This is a genomic window from Curtobacterium sp. MCBA15_013 (genome assembly GCF_001865095.1).
Taxonomy (GTDB): Bacteria; Actinomycetota; Actinomycetes; order Actinomycetales; family Microbacteriaceae; genus Curtobacterium.
The window spans coordinates 110,903-125,798 of the sequence record NZ_MJGQ01000086.1 but is presented as its reverse complement, the minus strand read 5'-3'; the positions used below and the strand labels follow the sequence as shown (position 1 = coordinate 125,798).

The 14,896-nt window shown below is 71.5% G+C and carries 17 protein-coding genes and 1 tRNA gene; 5 read left to right on the top strand and 13 right to left on the bottom strand.

Annotation, left to right across the window (positions count from 1 at the left end):
• Nucleotides 1–2 precede the first annotated feature (2 nt).
• The 3 genes from BIV01_RS18720 to BIV01_RS18710 are packed head-to-tail and all read right to left on the bottom strand — an operon-like array spanning nucleotide 3 to nucleotide 3,228.
• Complete coding sequence (locus tag BIV01_RS18720; protein ID WP_071303816.1) at nucleotides 3–917, bottom strand: glycine betaine ABC transporter substrate-binding protein; 915 nt, start codon at nucleotides 915–917, stop codon at nucleotides 3–5.
• Nucleotides 918–931: 14 nt separating this feature from the next.
• Nucleotides 932–1,909, bottom strand: coding sequence for an ABC transporter permease (locus tag BIV01_RS18715; protein ID WP_071294929.1), 978 nt, complete (start codon nucleotides 1,907–1,909; stop codon nucleotides 932–934).
• Nucleotides 1,906–3,228, bottom strand: a complete 1,323-nt coding sequence (locus BIV01_RS18710) for a quaternary amine ABC transporter ATP-binding protein (protein ID WP_267484330.1) — start codon at nucleotides 3,226–3,228, stop codon at nucleotides 1,906–1,908. The genes BIV01_RS18715 and BIV01_RS18710 overlap by 4 nt, the downstream gene beginning before the upstream one ends.
• 423 nt (nucleotides 3,229–3,651) lie before the next feature.
• On the opposite strand from BIV01_RS18710, the gene BIV01_RS18705 reads away from it, so the two are divergent.
• Together BIV01_RS18705 and BIV01_RS18700 are read left to right on the top strand one after the other, a co-directional pair.
• Nucleotides 3,652–5,277, top strand: a complete 1,626-nt coding sequence (locus tag BIV01_RS18705; protein WP_083414150.1) for an amino acid permease — start codon at nucleotides 3,652–3,654, stop codon at nucleotides 5,275–5,277.
• 117 nt (nucleotides 5,278–5,394) lie between these two features.
• Nucleotides 5,395–5,700: a hypothetical protein gene (locus BIV01_RS18700; RefSeq protein WP_070418517.1), complete on the top strand. Its 306-nt coding sequence runs from the start codon at nucleotides 5,395–5,397 to the stop codon at nucleotides 5,698–5,700.
• Nucleotides 5,701–5,724: 24 nt separating this feature from the next.
• Here BIV01_RS18700 and BIV01_RS18695 read toward each other — a convergent pair whose 3' ends face one another.
• Nucleotides 5,725–6,651, bottom strand: a complete 927-nt coding sequence (locus tag BIV01_RS18695; RefSeq protein WP_071303815.1) for an aldo/keto reductase — start codon at nucleotides 6,649–6,651, stop codon at nucleotides 5,725–5,727.
• Between the two features lie 72 nt (nucleotides 6,652–6,723).
• Between BIV01_RS18695 and BIV01_RS18690 the strand changes: the two genes are divergently transcribed.
• On the top strand, nucleotides 6,724–7,329 hold the full coding sequence (locus BIV01_RS18690; protein WP_071303814.1) for a TetR/AcrR family transcriptional regulator: 606 nt from the start codon (nucleotides 6,724–6,726) through the stop codon (nucleotides 7,327–7,329).
• Here the strand turns inward: BIV01_RS18690 and BIV01_RS18685 are convergent.
• The 8 genes from BIV01_RS18685 to BIV01_RS18650 form a co-directional block, all read right to left on the bottom strand.
• Nucleotides 7,301–8,137, bottom strand: a complete 837-nt coding sequence (locus tag BIV01_RS18685; RefSeq protein ID WP_071303813.1) for a VOC family protein — start codon at nucleotides 8,135–8,137, stop codon at nucleotides 7,301–7,303. The two genes, BIV01_RS18690 and BIV01_RS18685, sit on opposite strands and share 29 nt — an antisense overlap.
• A gap of 114 nt (nucleotides 8,138–8,251) precedes the next feature.
• Nucleotides 8,252–8,878 carry a PepSY domain-containing protein gene (locus BIV01_RS18680; protein WP_071294925.1) on the bottom strand — a complete coding sequence of 209 codons (627 nt, stop codon included), beginning with the start codon at nucleotides 8,876–8,878 and terminating at the stop codon, nucleotides 8,252–8,254.
• 48 nt (nucleotides 8,879–8,926) lie between these two features.
• Complete coding sequence (locus BIV01_RS18675) at nucleotides 8,927–10,270, bottom strand: sensor histidine kinase (RefSeq protein WP_071303812.1); 1,344 nt, start codon at nucleotides 10,268–10,270, stop codon at nucleotides 8,927–8,929.
• Nucleotides 10,263–10,940, bottom strand: coding sequence for a response regulator transcription factor (locus BIV01_RS18670; RefSeq protein ID WP_071303811.1), 678 nt, complete (start codon nucleotides 10,938–10,940; stop codon nucleotides 10,263–10,265). The genes BIV01_RS18675 and BIV01_RS18670 overlap by 8 nt, the downstream gene beginning before the upstream one ends.
• A gap of 224 nt (nucleotides 10,941–11,164) precedes the next feature.
• On the bottom strand, nucleotides 11,165–11,377 hold the full coding sequence (locus BIV01_RS18665) for an SCO4848 family membrane protein (protein WP_070418512.1): 213 nt from the start codon (nucleotides 11,375–11,377) through the stop codon (nucleotides 11,165–11,167).
• 178 nt (nucleotides 11,378–11,555) lie between these two features.
• Entirely contained in the window at nucleotides 11,556–12,482 is a 927-nt protein-coding gene (locus tag BIV01_RS18660; protein ID WP_071303810.1) for a hypothetical protein, read from the bottom strand.
• Nucleotides 12,479–12,946, bottom strand: coding sequence for an ImmA/IrrE family metallo-endopeptidase (locus BIV01_RS18655; RefSeq protein WP_022905932.1), 468 nt, complete (start codon nucleotides 12,944–12,946; stop codon nucleotides 12,479–12,481). The genes BIV01_RS18660 and BIV01_RS18655 overlap by 4 nt, the downstream gene beginning before the upstream one ends.
• Nucleotides 12,943–13,383 (bottom strand): hypothetical protein, encoded by a 441-nt coding sequence (locus BIV01_RS18650; RefSeq protein WP_070419521.1) that lies wholly within the window; start codon nucleotides 13,381–13,383, stop codon nucleotides 12,943–12,945. The genes BIV01_RS18655 and BIV01_RS18650 overlap by 4 nt, the downstream gene beginning before the upstream one ends.
• A gap of 84 nt (nucleotides 13,384–13,467) precedes the next feature.
• Between BIV01_RS18650 and BIV01_RS18645 the strand changes: the two genes are divergently transcribed.
• Nucleotides 13,468–14,118 carry an IMPACT family protein gene (locus BIV01_RS18645; RefSeq protein ID WP_071303809.1) on the top strand — a complete coding sequence of 217 codons (651 nt, stop codon included), beginning with the start codon at nucleotides 13,468–13,470 and terminating at the stop codon, nucleotides 14,116–14,118.
• Nucleotides 14,119–14,223: 105 nt separating this feature from the next.
• On the opposite strand, the gene BIV01_RS18640 is transcribed toward BIV01_RS18645, so the two are convergent.
• Nucleotides 14,224–14,299, bottom strand: a tRNA-Lys gene (locus BIV01_RS18640).
• Nucleotides 14,300–14,392: 93 nt separating this feature from the next.
• On the opposite strand from BIV01_RS18640, the gene bcp reads away from it, so the two are divergent.
• Nucleotides 14,393–14,863, top strand: coding sequence for a thioredoxin-dependent thiol peroxidase (gene bcp / locus BIV01_RS18635; RefSeq protein ID WP_071303808.1), 471 nt, complete (start codon nucleotides 14,393–14,395; stop codon nucleotides 14,861–14,863).
• The last annotated feature ends 33 nt before the right edge of the window (nucleotides 14,864–14,896 follow it).

Sequence of the window (14,896 nt, the reverse complement as noted above, 5' to 3'; positions counted from 1 at the left end):
TGCTACTTCGTCGAGGTGAGCGAGTCCACGTAGTCCTGGTGCTCGGACGCCCACTTCGCGGTGATCGCCGGGTACTCGCTCGTCTTCGCACCGCTGTTCACGAGCGCGTTCTCGAGTGAGTAGAGCGTGTCGGAGTCCATCGCGAAGTCCTCCATCCACTTCGACGCCTGCGGGAACTCGTCGGCGAAGTCCTTCTTGGCGATGGTGTGGATCTCCTCGTTCTTGCCGAGGGCGCCCTTCGGGTCCTCCAGGTCCTTGATCGGGAAGGCGTCGTACGCCCAGTGCGGACGCCACAGCGTCACCACGACGTCCTCCTTCTTCGCGATCGCGGCCTTGAGGTCGGCGAGCATCGCCGGCGTCGAACTCGTGATGAAGTCCATCCCGTCGAGGCCGTACTGCGGGATCACCTGATCCTGCACGACCTTCGTCTCGCCGGCCGCGGGCTCGATGCCGACGATCTTGTTGCCGAAGTCCGAGGCCTTCGCCTGCAGTTCGTCGATCGAGTCGATGTCCGAGTACTCCGGCACGGCGAGCTCGAGCGACGCCTGCTCGTTCCACGCGCCGAGGTCCGTGAGGTCCTTGCCGTACGTGTCCATGTACTCCTTGTGCGTGTTCGGCAGCCAGGTGTCGAACACGACGTCGTAGTCGCCGGATGCGAGGCCCGTGTAGGCGGGCGCGACGTCGGAGTTCGTGAGCTGGACGTCGTAGCCCTTCTGCTCGAGGACGTGCTTCCAGAGGTAGCTCGCGGCGGTGTCCTCGTCCCAGCCGTTGAAGACGACGACGTGCATGGACTTATGGTCGCCGTTGTCGAGCGTGCCGGAGGCGCCGTAGTACCCGGGCGGCATGCACGCGGACAGGCCGAGGGCGGTGGCGGCGGCGAGCGCGGCGGCCGCGAGGGTGCGCTTGGTTCGCTTCATGATCTGTTCCTTCCTCACGCGTCGACGGTCTGGCGGTCGGTGACCGCTTCGGTGGTGGCGGCGGTCTGGGCGGTCGCCGCGTTCGGCGTCGCGGTCGCGGTGGGCTTCCGCTTTCCGCGTCCGAAGAGCCTGGAGGCGCGGCCCGAGTCACCGCCGAGCGCTGCGGTCAGGCGGTCCAGCAGGATCGCCAGCACCACCACCGACAGGCCGGCTTCCGCACCGAGACCGACGTCGATGCGGTTCAGCGAGGCGACGATCTGCTCGCCGAGTCCCCCGGCGCCGACCATGCCGGCGATGACGACCATCGAGAGCGACAGCATGATGACCTGGTTGACGCCCGCCATGATGCTGGCCTTCGCGAGCGGCAGCTGGATCTGGCGGAGGATGCGCCACGGGCTCGACCCGAACGCGGCGCCGGCCTCGACGACCTCGCTCGGGACCCCGCGGATGCCGAGCTCGGTGAGCCGGACGCCCGGAGCCATCGCGAACACGATCGTCGCGACGATGCCGGGGACGACGCCGACGCGGAAGAGCAGCAGCGCCGGGATCAGGTAGACGAAGGCCGGGGTGGTCTGCATGAAGTCGAGCACCGGGCGGATGATCCGGCTGGCGGTGTCCGATCGGGCGGCCCAGATGCCGAGCGGGATGCTGAACACGACAGCGAGCCCCGCGGCGACGATCACGAGGGCGAGGGTGTCCATCGCGTTCGTCCACTGGCCGACGCTCACGATGAAGAGCAGACCGACGGCGGCGCCGAGTGCGAGCTTCCAGCCCTTCGCGACGAACGCCAGGACCACGAGGATCGCGACGACCACCCAGAACGGCGGCGTGGAGAGGAAGTACTCCATCCACGCGTCCATCCACGTGAACACGTAGCGGACGACGTCGAAGAAGCCGGAGAGGTAGGTGGTGATCCAGTCGACGATCGCTGCGACCCAGGTGCCGAGGGGCAGGTGGAAGTCGCCGAAGGAGTTGGTTCCGGGGGTGATCATGCGTGGTCTCCTTCGGCGAGGGTCGAGTCCATGTCGGAGTCGGAGATGCGGGTGACCGGCTCGAGCACCGGGATGGGCATCGTCGCCGTCGGCACGTTGCCGAGGGCGGCGAGCAGCGTGACGCGCGGGACGACCCCGAGCAGGCGTCCCTCGTCGTCGACGACCGCGATCGGCAGCGGCGACTCCACCGCGAGCTCGAACAGGTCGGTCAGCGCGGTCTCCGGCGCGACCCGGGCGTACTCGGTGTTGACGATGGCGTCGAGGTTCGTGTCGCCGGCCTTGACCTGGCGCATCACGTGCCGGTCGCGGACCCACCCCTCGAGCTTCCGGCCGCGTCCGGTCACGAAGACCGCGGCCGTCTGCAGGTCGCGCATGGTCCGGAGCGCGCCACGCGGGCCGACGGTCAGCGGGACCGCGGCACGTGCGGGCTCCATGACGCTCGACGCGGTGAGCACGCGGGCGCGGTCGACGTCCTGCACGAACTGGGCGACGTAGTCGTTCGCGGGGTCGGTGAGGATGTCCTCCGGCGAACCGATCTGCACGATCCGGCCGTCGCGCATCACGGCGATCCGGTCGCCGAGGAACATCGCCTCGTTGAGGTCGTGCGTGATGAAGACGATCGTCTTGCCGAGGCGCTGCTGCAGGTCGACGAGCTGCTCCTGCATCTCGCGGCGGATGAGCGGGTCGAGGGCGCTGAAGGCCTCGTCCATCAGCAGGACGTCGGTCTCCGCGGCGAGGGCGCGGGCGATGCCGACGCGCTGCTGCATGCCGCCGGAGAGCTCGTCGGGCTTGGCGTCCGCCCAGACGTCGAGTCCGACCAGGCCGATGACCTCGCGGGCCTTGGCGAGCCGGGTGGCCTTGTCGACGCCGTTGACCTCGAGGCCGTACGCGACGTTCTCGAGCACCGTGCGGTGCGGCAGCAGCGCGAAGTGCTGGAAGACCATCGACACGCTGGTGCGTCGGATCTCGCGGATCTCCTTCGGCGTCGCCTTGGTGACCGTCCGGCCGCCGATCTCGACGCTGCCCGCGGTCGGCTCCAGCAGGCCGTTCAGCATGCGGATGAGCGTCGACTTGCCCGAGCCGGACAGGCCCATGACGACGAAGATCTCGCCGGGACGCACGTCGAAGGACGCGTCGATGACGGCTGCCGAGCCGAGGTCACGGACCTCGTCACGGGTGGCGCCGTCGGCCAGGCGGCGGACCGCTTCACCGGGTCGGCGGCCGAAGACCTTGTAGGCGCCGTGCACGCGCACGGCCGGGACGTCGGTGGGGTGGTCCGGCGTGACGGCACGCCGGTCCTGGGGTGGTGCGATGGTCAACGGTGCTCCTCGCGGGACCGCGGCGCGAGGACGGCGCACGGCGGTACCGGTGGTTGCGGACGGGTCGCCCGGCACCGTGTTCGGCGGCATCGCATCGAGCCCGCGCAACGGCGCAGGGCGAGCGATCACGCACGCGGGGGTCGTACTCGGGACGACCCCGGTCCAGCCGACCGTACGGCCCCCGCCGTGCTGCTGCGGTGGACGCGTCCTGATCGTCGGTGTCCCCTGAAGGGACGTTCAAGGCTATCGACGCTTGTCCCCCGGCGCGAATCCGGGTCCGCCGGAATCCCGGCACCGGTGTACCCCGTTCACGGCGTGTCGCCCATCGGTCCGGGGATCGCGATCGTGACCGGCTCGTTACTTTTCAGGAGACTCGCATGGTTGTGTGCCACCCCGGTTCGACGCACCTGTAGCGTGTCGCGCATGACAGCGCAGAACGACACCGGGGTGGACCGCGCGCCCGCGAACGACTTCTCGCACGAGCAGGAGGGCTACCAGCACGGGCTGAAGCCCCGGCAACTGCAGATGATCGCCATCGGCGGCGCGATCGGCACGGGGCTCTTCCTCGGCGCGGGCGGTCGCCTGCACACCGCGGGGCCGGCCCTGGCGGTCGTGTACCTCATCGCGGGCATCTTCGCGTTCTTCATCCTCCGGGCACTCGGTGAGCTCGTGCTGCACCGTCCGTCGTCCGGGTCGTTCATCTCGTACGCCCGCGAGTTCTTCGGGGAGAAGTTCGCGTACGCCGCCGGGTGGATGTACTTCCTCAACTGGGCGATGACCTCGATCGTGGACACCACCGCGGTCGCGCTCTACCTGCACTACTGGGCCGGACCGCGCGCGATCCCGCAGTGGGCGCTGGCCCTCGCGGCGCTCGTCGTCGTGCTCGCCGCGAACCTCGTCGCCGTGAAGGTGTTCGGCGAGCTGGAGTTCTGGTTCGCGATCATCAAGGTCGCCGCCCTGGTGGCCTTCCTCATCGTCGCGCTCGTGTGGCTCGTGTTCGCGTTCCCCGTCGAGACGGGCGGCGAGACGGTCCGGACCGGGTTCAGCATCTGGGCGGACAACGGCGGCCTCTTCCCGACCGGCCTGCTCCCGGCGGTCCTCGTCGTGCAGGGCGTCGTGTTCGCCTACGCCGCGATCGAGCTCGTCGGGACCGCGTCCGGCGAGACGCAGGACACCGAGAAGGTCATCCCCCGCGCGATCAACTCGGTCGTCTTCCGCATCGCGGTGTTCTACGTCGGGTCGGTCGTCCTGCTCTCGCTGCTCCTGCCGTACACCTCGTACAAGGACGGCGTCAGCCCCTTCGTGACCTTCTTCTCGTCGATCGGCAACCCGCAGGTCGGCCAGGTCGTCGGCTCGATCATGAACTTCGTCGTCCTCACCGCGGCGCTGTCGTCGCTGAACGCCGGGCTCTACTCGACCGGACGCGCACTCCACTCGATGGGCATGAACGGCTCCGCGCCGAAGTGGACCACGAAGATGACGAAGGGCGGCGTGCCGTTCGCCGGCATCCTGCTCACCTCGGCGTTCACGCTGGTCGGCGTCATCCTCAACCTGTTCGTCCCCGGGCAGGCGTTCGAGATCGCCCTGAACATCGCGAGCCTCGGGATCATCACCGCCTGGGGCACGATCATCCTCTGCCAGATGAAGCTGCGGTCGTGGGCGAAGCAGGGGCTCGCGAAGGAGCCGTCGTTCAAGCTGCCGGGCGCGCCGTACACGTCCTGGCTGACGCTGGTGTTCCTCGCGACCGTCATCGTGCTCATGGCGATCGACTACCCGATCGGCACGTACACGATCGCGTCGCTCATCATCGTCATCCCGCTGCTCATCCTCGGCTGGTTCCTGCAGCGCGACCGCATCCTCCGGATCGCCTCGCTCCGCTCGGGCATCACGGGTCCGTACCCGGTGACCGGTCGGGACCCGGCGAACCAGGTGCGTCGGAGCGGCTCCGGCACGGACGGCTCCTCGACCGCAGCGACGGACGGTTCGTCGCACGGGTCCACGGATGCGTCCGCTGGTCCGGACGCCGGGTCGGACGACCACCGGGCCTGATCGCCGGCGGCTCCCCCGTCCGTCGGCTCGACCGGCGAACGGGCGGAGTGTCCGGATAGCGAAACAGCGCGCCCGGGGCGTGCAGGAGGGTCCGGCACCCGTCGGTACGATCGGCGGGTGCCGGACCCATCTGTCTCCCCCACGCTCGACCTCCAGCTCACCTGGCGCGGTACCTTCGGCCGCGTCCGGGTGTTCGACGACCGCGTCGCCGCCGAGACCAGCTACGAGCGGGACGCCCTGACGCCGGTGCCGATGGAGTCCGTGCGGGGGTGGCGGATCGAACCGTGCGACTTCGACGCGGTGTGCGTCGAGTTCGTCACGCCCGGGGAGACCTACCGGGTGCTGCTCGACACCACGGACGAGCAGGTCGCCGGGCTGGCGTTGCGTCGAGCCCTCGGCGCGCCGTTGCCGTCCGCGTCCTGACGCCCACCGCCGACCGGCGGGCGCTCACGGCCAGGACGGGTGGGCTGTACCGTCCGCGAGCCGACGTCCCCACCCCGCGTCGAGGTCGGCGACCTGTGACTCGTCCAACCGGACCGCACCCGCGGCGAGGTTCTCGGCCAGGTGCCCGGCGTCCGACGTCCCGGGGATGAGCAGGACGTCCGGCGCGTGCTGCAGCAGCCACGCGAGTCCGAGCTGCGCCGGAGTGACGCCGAGCTCGTCCGCGATCCGCACGGCCACCGGTTCGTCCACGACCTTCGGGAGCCCCGGGAACGCCCCGCCGAGGGGGAAGTACGGCACCCACGCGATCCCTTCCCGGATGCACTGGTCGAGCAGCGCCTCGTGCTCGCGGGCCACGAGCGAGTAGGCGTTCTGCACGCAGACGATCCCGGCCGCGAGCCCCCGCTCGAGCACCTCGCCGGACACCGCGCTCAGACCGATCCCCCCGATCAACCCCTCGTCGCGCATCGCGGTCATCTCCGCCAGCTGGTCCTCGACGTCCACGAGCTGGTCCCCCTCGGCCAGCAGACCGGGGCCGGTGTCCGCTCGGCGGAGGTTCACGACGTCGATGCGCTCACGGCCGAGGCTGCGCAGGTTGGCGTGTACCTGAGCGCGCAACTGCTCCGGACGCTGCGCGAGGGCGAGTGGCACCGGGGCGGCGACCCGGACGGCACCGACCTTGCTCACGACGACCACGTTGTCATCGGCCCCGAACGCTCGCCGGATCACGTCGTTCGCGACGCCGTCTCCGTAGAAGTCGGCGGTGTCCACGTGGTCCACGCCGAGCTCCCGGGCGCGGTGCAGCAGGGCCACGCCCGCCTGCCGGTCGTCGGTGAACCGTTCGAGTGCCATCGCCCCGTAGCCGATCCGTCCGACGGTCCGACCGCCGAGCGTGGAGGCGCCACCCGGGCGCCGTGACTGTTCCTCGTGCATGTCATCTCCGGTAGTGTCGATCGAAACGGAGGAACCTCCGCTTCGATCAGCATAACCGGAGGAGCCTCCGCTTTGTCCAGCGATCCCGTCACGAGCACTCGGCGACCTCGCGCGGACGCCGCGCGCAACCGCCAGCGGGTGGTGGACGCCGCGCGTGCGGCCTTCACCGCGCAGGGCGAGGACACGTCGCTCGAGGCCGTGGCACGGGCCGCGGGCGTCGGGATCGGGACGCTGTACCGGAACTTCCCGACGCGCGAGGACCTCATCGCCGCGGTCTACCGCGCCGAGCTCGATGCGGCGCTCGCGACCGTCGACGAGCTCCTCGCCCCCGGTACCGGCTCCGGGAGCGCCGCGGATGCCTTCCGCGCCTTCGCCGGCCGGTACGCCGAGTTCGTCGTCACGAAGCGGGGGCTCGCCGAGACCGTGCGGGCGGGGGCGTTGCGCGGGACAGCCGAGGCCGCGGGGACCCGAGAACGGGTGAACGCGGCGGTGCAGCGCTTCCTGGACGCCGGGGCCGCCGACGGCTCGCTCCGGGCCGAACTGCTCGCCGACGACGTCACGGCCGCACTGGTGGGCATCCTGCTCTCCACCCGCGACGCGGTCGACGCCGCGCAGACGGGCCGGCTGCTCGACATCCTCGTGGCGGGACTCAGCCGTCCTGCGGCGCGAACTGCGTGACGCGGAACGTCGCACCCTGCGGGTCCTGCAGCTCCGCAGCCCGGGTCCAGAAGCCGTCCCACGAGTCCAGCACCCGGCCACCGAGCCGTTCGGCGAGCGCCGCGGCACCGTCGCGGTCCGCCACGCTGAACGACACGTGCCAGTCGTCGGCACCGGCGTCGAGCTTGTCGAGCGCGCCGATGACGTCGGCGAACCCCTCGGGCGCGCCGACCTGGCGTTCGCGGATGTCCGGGTCCGAGGTCGCCGCGAGGTGGTCGCCGTACCCGGGCAGCCGGACCATCGCGCTCGGGCCTTCCTCGATGCCGGAGACCTGCCAGCCGAAGAGCTGCTCGTAGAACCCGATCGCCTGCTCCGGATCGGTCGCACGGAGGTCGCTGAACACCCACCCACCAGGGGCGTTGATGTGCTGCGCGCCGAGTCGGGCGCGCGCCTGCCAGAGCCCGAACGCGGCACCACGGGGATCGACGCAGTCGACACTGCGGCCGGCCGCTCCCCCGGGTCCGGCGTCCTCGGCGGGACCAGCGGTGCCGCCGAGCTCCGTGACGCGACGGGCCACGGCGTCGGCGTCGTCGACCGCGATGTACGTGAGCCACGTGGCCGGCTCGTCACTCGACGCGACGGCACCGACCTCGTGCCCGTCGATCGACACGATGCGGTAGGAGCCCGGCGCCCCCGGCGGGAGTCGCTCTTCGAAGTCCCAGCCGAACAGCCCGCCGTAGAAGGCCTGGGCTGCGTCCGGGTCCGGCTGTCGGGCGTCGATCCAGCTGGGGACGCCCTGGGGGTACGTGCGCGGGGTCTGGTCGGTCATCGTCGCTCCCGGGTCCGCCGGCGCGTGGCCGGATGCCCCAGGTCTACCGCGGACCACCGACGCCCTCGCGCCCGCGCCCGCGCTCGCGCCCACGGCCGCGCCCGCGCCCGCGCCTCAGTCGTCGGTGTCGACCTCGTCCGTGACGACCTTGCCGGTACCCGCGTCGAGGCGGACGCTGTGCTTGGTGCCCGAGGCGTCGCGGACGTCGCCCTCCCAGACGACCTTCCCGAGGTGGTCGTCGAGCCCGAGCTCGGTGATCGTGCCGGCGTGCAGGTCCTCGAACCGGCCGACCGCGTCGTCCACGGTCAGGTCGGCCGCGGCCGTGAAGCGCTCGTTCTCGGCCCGGTCGTCGGCGTCCGAGGTCTCGGTGCGCGGCGATCCGGACACCGCCGTGCCGGCCTCGTTCGTGTGCACCTCGTGCTCGGTGCCGTCGTCGGTGACGACCAGTACTTCGTACGCGGTGCCGTTCTGCTCCTGCTCGACCGAGATCACGGTGCCAGACCCGACGGCGTCGCGGGCGGTGGCGACGGCGGCACGCAGGGCGTCGTTCGACGTGGCGGACGCAGCGGTCGCGCCGCCGGACGCCGATCCGGACGAGGACGAGGATGACGTCGTGGACGAGGCCCCGTCGGACTGCGCGGTGGAGCACCCGACGAGGGCGAGGGACGCCACGAGCGGCAGGGCGGCGATGCCGGCGACACGACGGGTGGAGCGGGCTGTGGTGGTGCGGAGTGCGTTCATGCGACCAGGGTGCCGGGCGGGTGCTGAAGCACGGCTGAAGCCCCCTGTTCAGCCGCCGAGTGCGATGCGGACCGCGAACCGGGCGCCACCGAGCGGCGAGTCCGTCACGACGACGTCCCCGCCGTGTGCCCGGACGGCGTCCTGGACGATCGCGAGGCCGAGCCCCGCGCCGCCCGCGTCCCGGCTGCGCGCCTCGTCGAGCCGGACGAGGCGTTCGAACACGCGATCACGGTCTGCCGGAGCGATGCCCGCCCCGTCGTCGTCCACCGTCAGGACGGCGCGTCCGTCCTGCTCGGCGAGCGCCACGACGACCCGACCCTCGGCGTGCCGGACGGCGTTGTCGACGAGGTTGCGGACCACGGCGGCGAGGAGCCGTTCGTCCCCGAGGACACGGGCCGGCCCGATCCCGGACCCCTCGACCCGGATCGACCCGTCGGTGCTCCCGCCGAGCCGTCCACGCGCCCGGGCCACGGCGTCGAGCGCCAGATCGTCGAGGTCCACCGGACGCCGGACGCCCACGTCGCCCTCGTCGAGCCGCGAGAGCTCGAGGAGGCCCGTCACGAGGTCCTGCAGCCGGAGCGCTTCCGAGCGCACCACCTCGGACAGCTCGACGACGTCGGCGCGGTCGGGGTGCGCCGCGGCGACCTCGGCGTGCTGGCGGATGGTCGCGATCGGCGACCGCAGCTCGTGGGAGGCGTCGGAGACGAACCGCCGCTGCCCCGCGGCGGAACGGTCGAGCCGGTCGAGCATGGTGTTCATGGTCGTGGCGAGCCGGGCGATCTCGTCGCCGGTGTCCGGGACCGCGACCCGGGCGTCCGGTCGTGCCGCGCGGATCGTCTCGACCTCGGTGCGCATGCGTTCGACCGGGCGGAGCGACCGGCCGGTGACCACCCACGTGACGGCACCCATCACGAGCACGAGCACCGGGACGCCCACGGCCAGCAGCGCGACCGCGGCACCGACGGCGGCGTCGGTCTGGTCGAGGGAGACCCCGTAGACCAGCGTCGCGTCCCCGCCGCCGGGCAGGTCGACGTCGTCGGCGACGAGCAGCCATCGCTCGCCGTCGTGGGTCCAGCGGGACTCGTCGGCCGTCGGGAGCGCCGGTGGATCCGCGTCGTCCCCGTGGGCGAGGACGGATCCGTCGTCCCCTACGACCTGCACGAGGACGTCCTCGTAGCCGCTCACGACCCCGGCGCCGTCGGCCTCGACACGAGCCGAGGCCTGCTCGAGCCCCGACTCCGCCGTGGTCCGCACCCCGTCGAGGAGGACGAGGCGGAGCACGACGACGAACGCCGCCGCGCCGACGAGCAGCGCCGCGAGCACGACGACGACCGCCCCGAGGGTGGTCCGCGCCCGGACGGACCGGAAGCGCCGGCGGCCGCCGTCAGCCACCGTCCACCGCCAACCGGTAGCCGGCGCCGCGCACCGTCTCGATCGCGGTGCGACCGAACGGCCGGTCGACCTTGCGACGCAGGTGTCCGACGTACACCTCGACGATGTTCGGGTCGCCGTCGAAGTCGACGTCCCACACGTTCTCGATGACGTCGCGCTTCGAGCAGACCTCGCCGGCGCGGCGCGCCAGGAACTCGAGGACGGCGAACTCGCGACTCGTCAGCTCGACGGGCGTCGACGCCCGGGACACCGTCCGGGCGGCCGGGTCGACGACGAGGTCGCCGAGCGTCAGGACCGCCGGGCGCTCGCGCGCACCGCGGCGCACCAGGGCACGCAGCCTCGCCACGAGGACCGGGTGCGAGAACGGCTTCGTCACGTAGTCGTCGGCCCCGGCGTCGAGCGCCTCGACCTGGTCCCACTCGCCGTCCTTCGCCGTCAGCATGAGGACGGGCGTCCAGTCGCCGTCGGCACGGAGCTGCGCGCACACGGCCCAGCCGCTGAGGCCGGGCATCATCAGGTCGAGCACGATCGCGTCGTAGCCGAACTCGCGGGCGTGCCACAGTCCGTCGACGCCGTCGTGGGCGACGTCGACCGCCCACCCCTCGGCTTCCAGCCCGCGACGGACGCCGTCGGCGAGCCGCACCTCGTCGTCGACCACCAGGACACGCATGCCCCGATCCTGCCGTGCGCCGCTGAAGCAGGCCTGAAGCGTCCTGGACGCGACCGGTCGCGGGCCAGGAGGCGCGGTGCGGGCCGGCACCGCGCCTCCTGGCCGGCACCGGGTCGCGTCCACAGCCCCGTCGTCGCCGGGTCCCGGGACGGATTCGGGTTCTGGCCCGGCCTCCGGCGGCGACGGTACCAGCGCCGATCCTGCTCCCTCGGCGACGGACGCGCTCAGACGAGCAGGAGGATCCCCGCGACGACGGCCGCGACGGCGATCGCCAGCGCGATGAGCAGCAGCACGAGGTGCACCGTGTAGAACGTCGTCGGCTTGCCGGCGGCGTCACGCGCCCGGGAGTCCTTCGCGACCCGCTGGAAGAAGCGCGGCCAGGTGACGACGTTGAAGACGGCACCGATGAACAGGACGAGGGCTGCGAAGACGGTCACCCGACGATCCTAGACACCGCGGGCACGGGGCCGGTGGTGCTCGGCCGCCCCCAACGCGGCCGAGTCCCACCCCGTGCTGCCACATCGCGTGTAGCACCTGCTACAGACCCTACACGGCGGCCCGGACGACGTCGACCCATCCAGTGGGATCGATGTCCCGTTCTGGTAACGACTGGCGCTACGCCGCGTCGAGGGCCGCTTCGGCGTCGGCCAGGGCCCGCTGCTCCGACTCGCTCAGCGACTGCCGGGCGCGACGGGCGCCGTCGTTGATCTCGACGATGAGCCGACTGAGCCGCGTCGCCGGGTCGCCGGAGTCGGGGTAGGCGTTGTCGGTGCCGATCCGCGCGTGCAACGGCGTGAGGGCGCGCAGGGCCGTCTCCACCCGACGGGAGCGCCGACGACGGGAGACCTGGTGGCCGATGACGAGCAGGAGCATCCCGGACGACACGCAGATCACCGCACCCGGGGTCGTGACGTCGTAGGGCAGCGCGAGGGCCCGGGTGAGGCCGATGTCGCCCAGGACGTGCGCGAGGTCCATCACCACGACGACGACCATCCGCACGACACCGAGGACCCCACCGAGCACGAGGACCCACAGGCCGACGAGGTCGGTGGTGGTGCGGGCCTCACGCAGGTGCAGGACGCAGATGAGTCCGGTCGCGCCGAGCGCCACCCCGAGGTAGACCGTCTGCGCGATCGAGTAGACCGTCGCCGCCGGGTGCGATCCGGCATCGAGCATGAAGGTCGTCGTCGTCGCGGGCTTGTCGAGCACGGTGAACGCCACGATCACCACCACGACGACGACCGCGCACGTCACGACGATCGCGTTCCGGAGCCACGGCCGCGCGGCACCGACGGCCTTCGCCACACCCCAGAGCAGGGTGCTCGTCCCCGCGACCATCAGGCAGTCGCTGACGACCGTGACCACGTTGAACCCGCCGAACAGCGGATCGAGCCACCGGTACAGCGGGTCGACGTTCGTGACGATCGTCGCGGCGAACAGCAGGAAGGTGACCGCGAGCGTGCGGTCCTGCCCGCGCTGCAGGACGAACAGCGTGACCGTGCCCGCGATCAGGAGCAGCGCCTGGACGAGGGAGACGATCACCCGAACACCCCGCGGAACGCGCTCGGACGGTCGCGGTGGCCGCGGATGAGCCCGGCGAGCCGGTCGGCGAAGACCTCGGCCTCGTGCTCGTACTCGTTCGAGAACAGCCCGCGGGCGAGTGCCCGCTCGACCTTGTACTCCGGCAGGTCCGGGATGACGTCGCGGATGTAGGCCGCCTGCGGTGCGTGGTCCTGGTGGCGGTGCAGGATGTGGCCGAGTTCGTGGCCGATGACGAACGACCGGAACGTCCGCGAGGCCGTCGGGGAGATCATCACCAGGTGCTGCCGTTCGAGCGTCGCCACGAAACCGCACACGGGCTCGGCGGCGAGGAACGCCTCTTCACGGACGACGATCGGCTTGCCGACCACCTCGGCCGCGGCGGCGACGGCCTGGTCGACGTCGGACCACCCCTCGGCCGCACCACGCGCCCAGAACGCCTCGACGAGGTCGGTCGGAGCGCTCATGCGACACTCCCCCGGGCGGACTCCTCCTCGAGCACCTCGGCGATGCGACGGAGCGCCTCGGGCGAGAGCTCACCGGGGAAGGTCCGGGCGGCGAACCCGCTGACACGTGCCGATCGGAGGGAGCGGACGAGGGCGAGCTGGGCACCGATGCGCTCGGGGACGTCGCTGTCCTCGAGCAGGAAGCGCTCGTCGACCTCGAAGAAGCCCGCGAGCAGGCGGAGCAGACCGGTGTCACGGTTGCGACGGCCGTCGCCGGAGAGCATGTACGTCCACTTCGCCCGGGACAGCGAGCCACCCTGGGCCGCCACGTACTCCTCGATCGCCGCGAACGGGACGGGGGCGCCGCGCTGCGCTTCCTCGAAGTCGAGGAGGAGGTTCAGCCGGCGCGCGAGTTCCGCGGCGTCGAGCACGCCACCCCTCGGATCTGCTGTCGCCATGTCGATCGGACTCCTCCCCAGCCGCACGTCGTGCAGGACATGGTAGCGCGAGCCGCCGACGAGGACCTCGCTAGCCTCGACGGTGTGAGCACCCCGTACCCGTCCACGGTCGCCGCCCCGGTCGAGCACGAGATCGTCATCACGAAGTCGCGCTTCATCACGACCGTGGCGCCGGTGTCCGGGGTCGCGGACGCGGACCGGGTGATCGCCGAGGTCCGCCGCCGGCGGTGGGACGCCCGGCACAACTGCACCGCGATGGTCACCGGCGTGCTCGGGGACCAGGCGCGGTCGAGCGACGACGGTGAACCCTCCGGGACCGCCGGCGTCCCGATGCTCGAGGTGCTCCGACGCCGCGGGCTGACCGACGTCGTCGCGGTCGTCACGCGGTACTTCGGGGGCGTGAAGCTCGGTGCCGGCGGCCTCGTCCGTGCCTACTCGACCTCGGTGTCCGAGGCACTCGACCGCGCGACGCTCGTGCACCGGCGCGCACTGACCCGGGTGACGGTGGACGTCCCGCACGCCGACGCCGGCCGGATCGACAACGTGCTGCGCGACTGGGTCCGGCACCACGGAGCCACGCTCGGCGACCCCGCGTACGGCGCCGCCGCGACGTTCGAGCTCTGGGTGCCGGGCGACGGCATCGAACCGCTGCGTGCCGACCTCGCCGCGACCTCGGCGGGAGCGCTCGACCCGGTGGTCGGCGAGGAGCGCGTGGTCGACGTCCCCGCCGAGTGATCCGCACGCGGAGTCGCGGCCGAATCGCACTCCGGGCGTGTCTCGCCGTGCGGCACCGCACGCCGGGAACGACGAAGGCCCCGACTCGATGAGTCGGGGCCTTGCTGGTGCACCCCCTCGGACTTGAACCGAGAACCCACTGATTAAGAGTCAGTTGCTCTGCCAATTGAGCTAGAGGTGCATGTTGCGCTTCCGTGCTGCAACGGGAAACAACAATAGCATGGGTTTCGCGTGCTCTTGACCACTCGGGGCACGGACCACGAACAGGAGCCCCATGACCGACCGTCTCGCCGCCGGCGACACCGCCCCCGACTTCACCCTGCCGGACCAGGACGGCACCGAGCACTCCCTCTCGGCCCTGCGCGGGAAGAAGGTCATCGTGTACTTCTACCCGGCAGCGTCGACGCCGGGGTGCACCACGGAGGCGTGCGACTTCCGCGACAACATGTCCTCGCTGCAGGCCGCCGGGTACGAGGTGCTCGGCGTCTCGAAGGACGACCTGCCGGCGCTCAAGACCTTCCAGCACGAGCAGGCGCTGACCTTCCCGCTGCTGAGCGACCCGGACCTCGCCGTGCACCAGGCGTACGGCGCCTGGGGTGAGAAGAACAACTACGGGAAGATCGTCACCGGCACGATCCGCTCCACGATCGTGGTCGACGAGGACGGCACCGTGCAGCTGCCGCTCTACAACGTCAAGGCGACGGGGCACGTGGCGAGCCTGCGGAAGAAGCTCGGCCTGGTCTGAGACCCGGCTGATCGACGGACGGGAGGCGCGGTG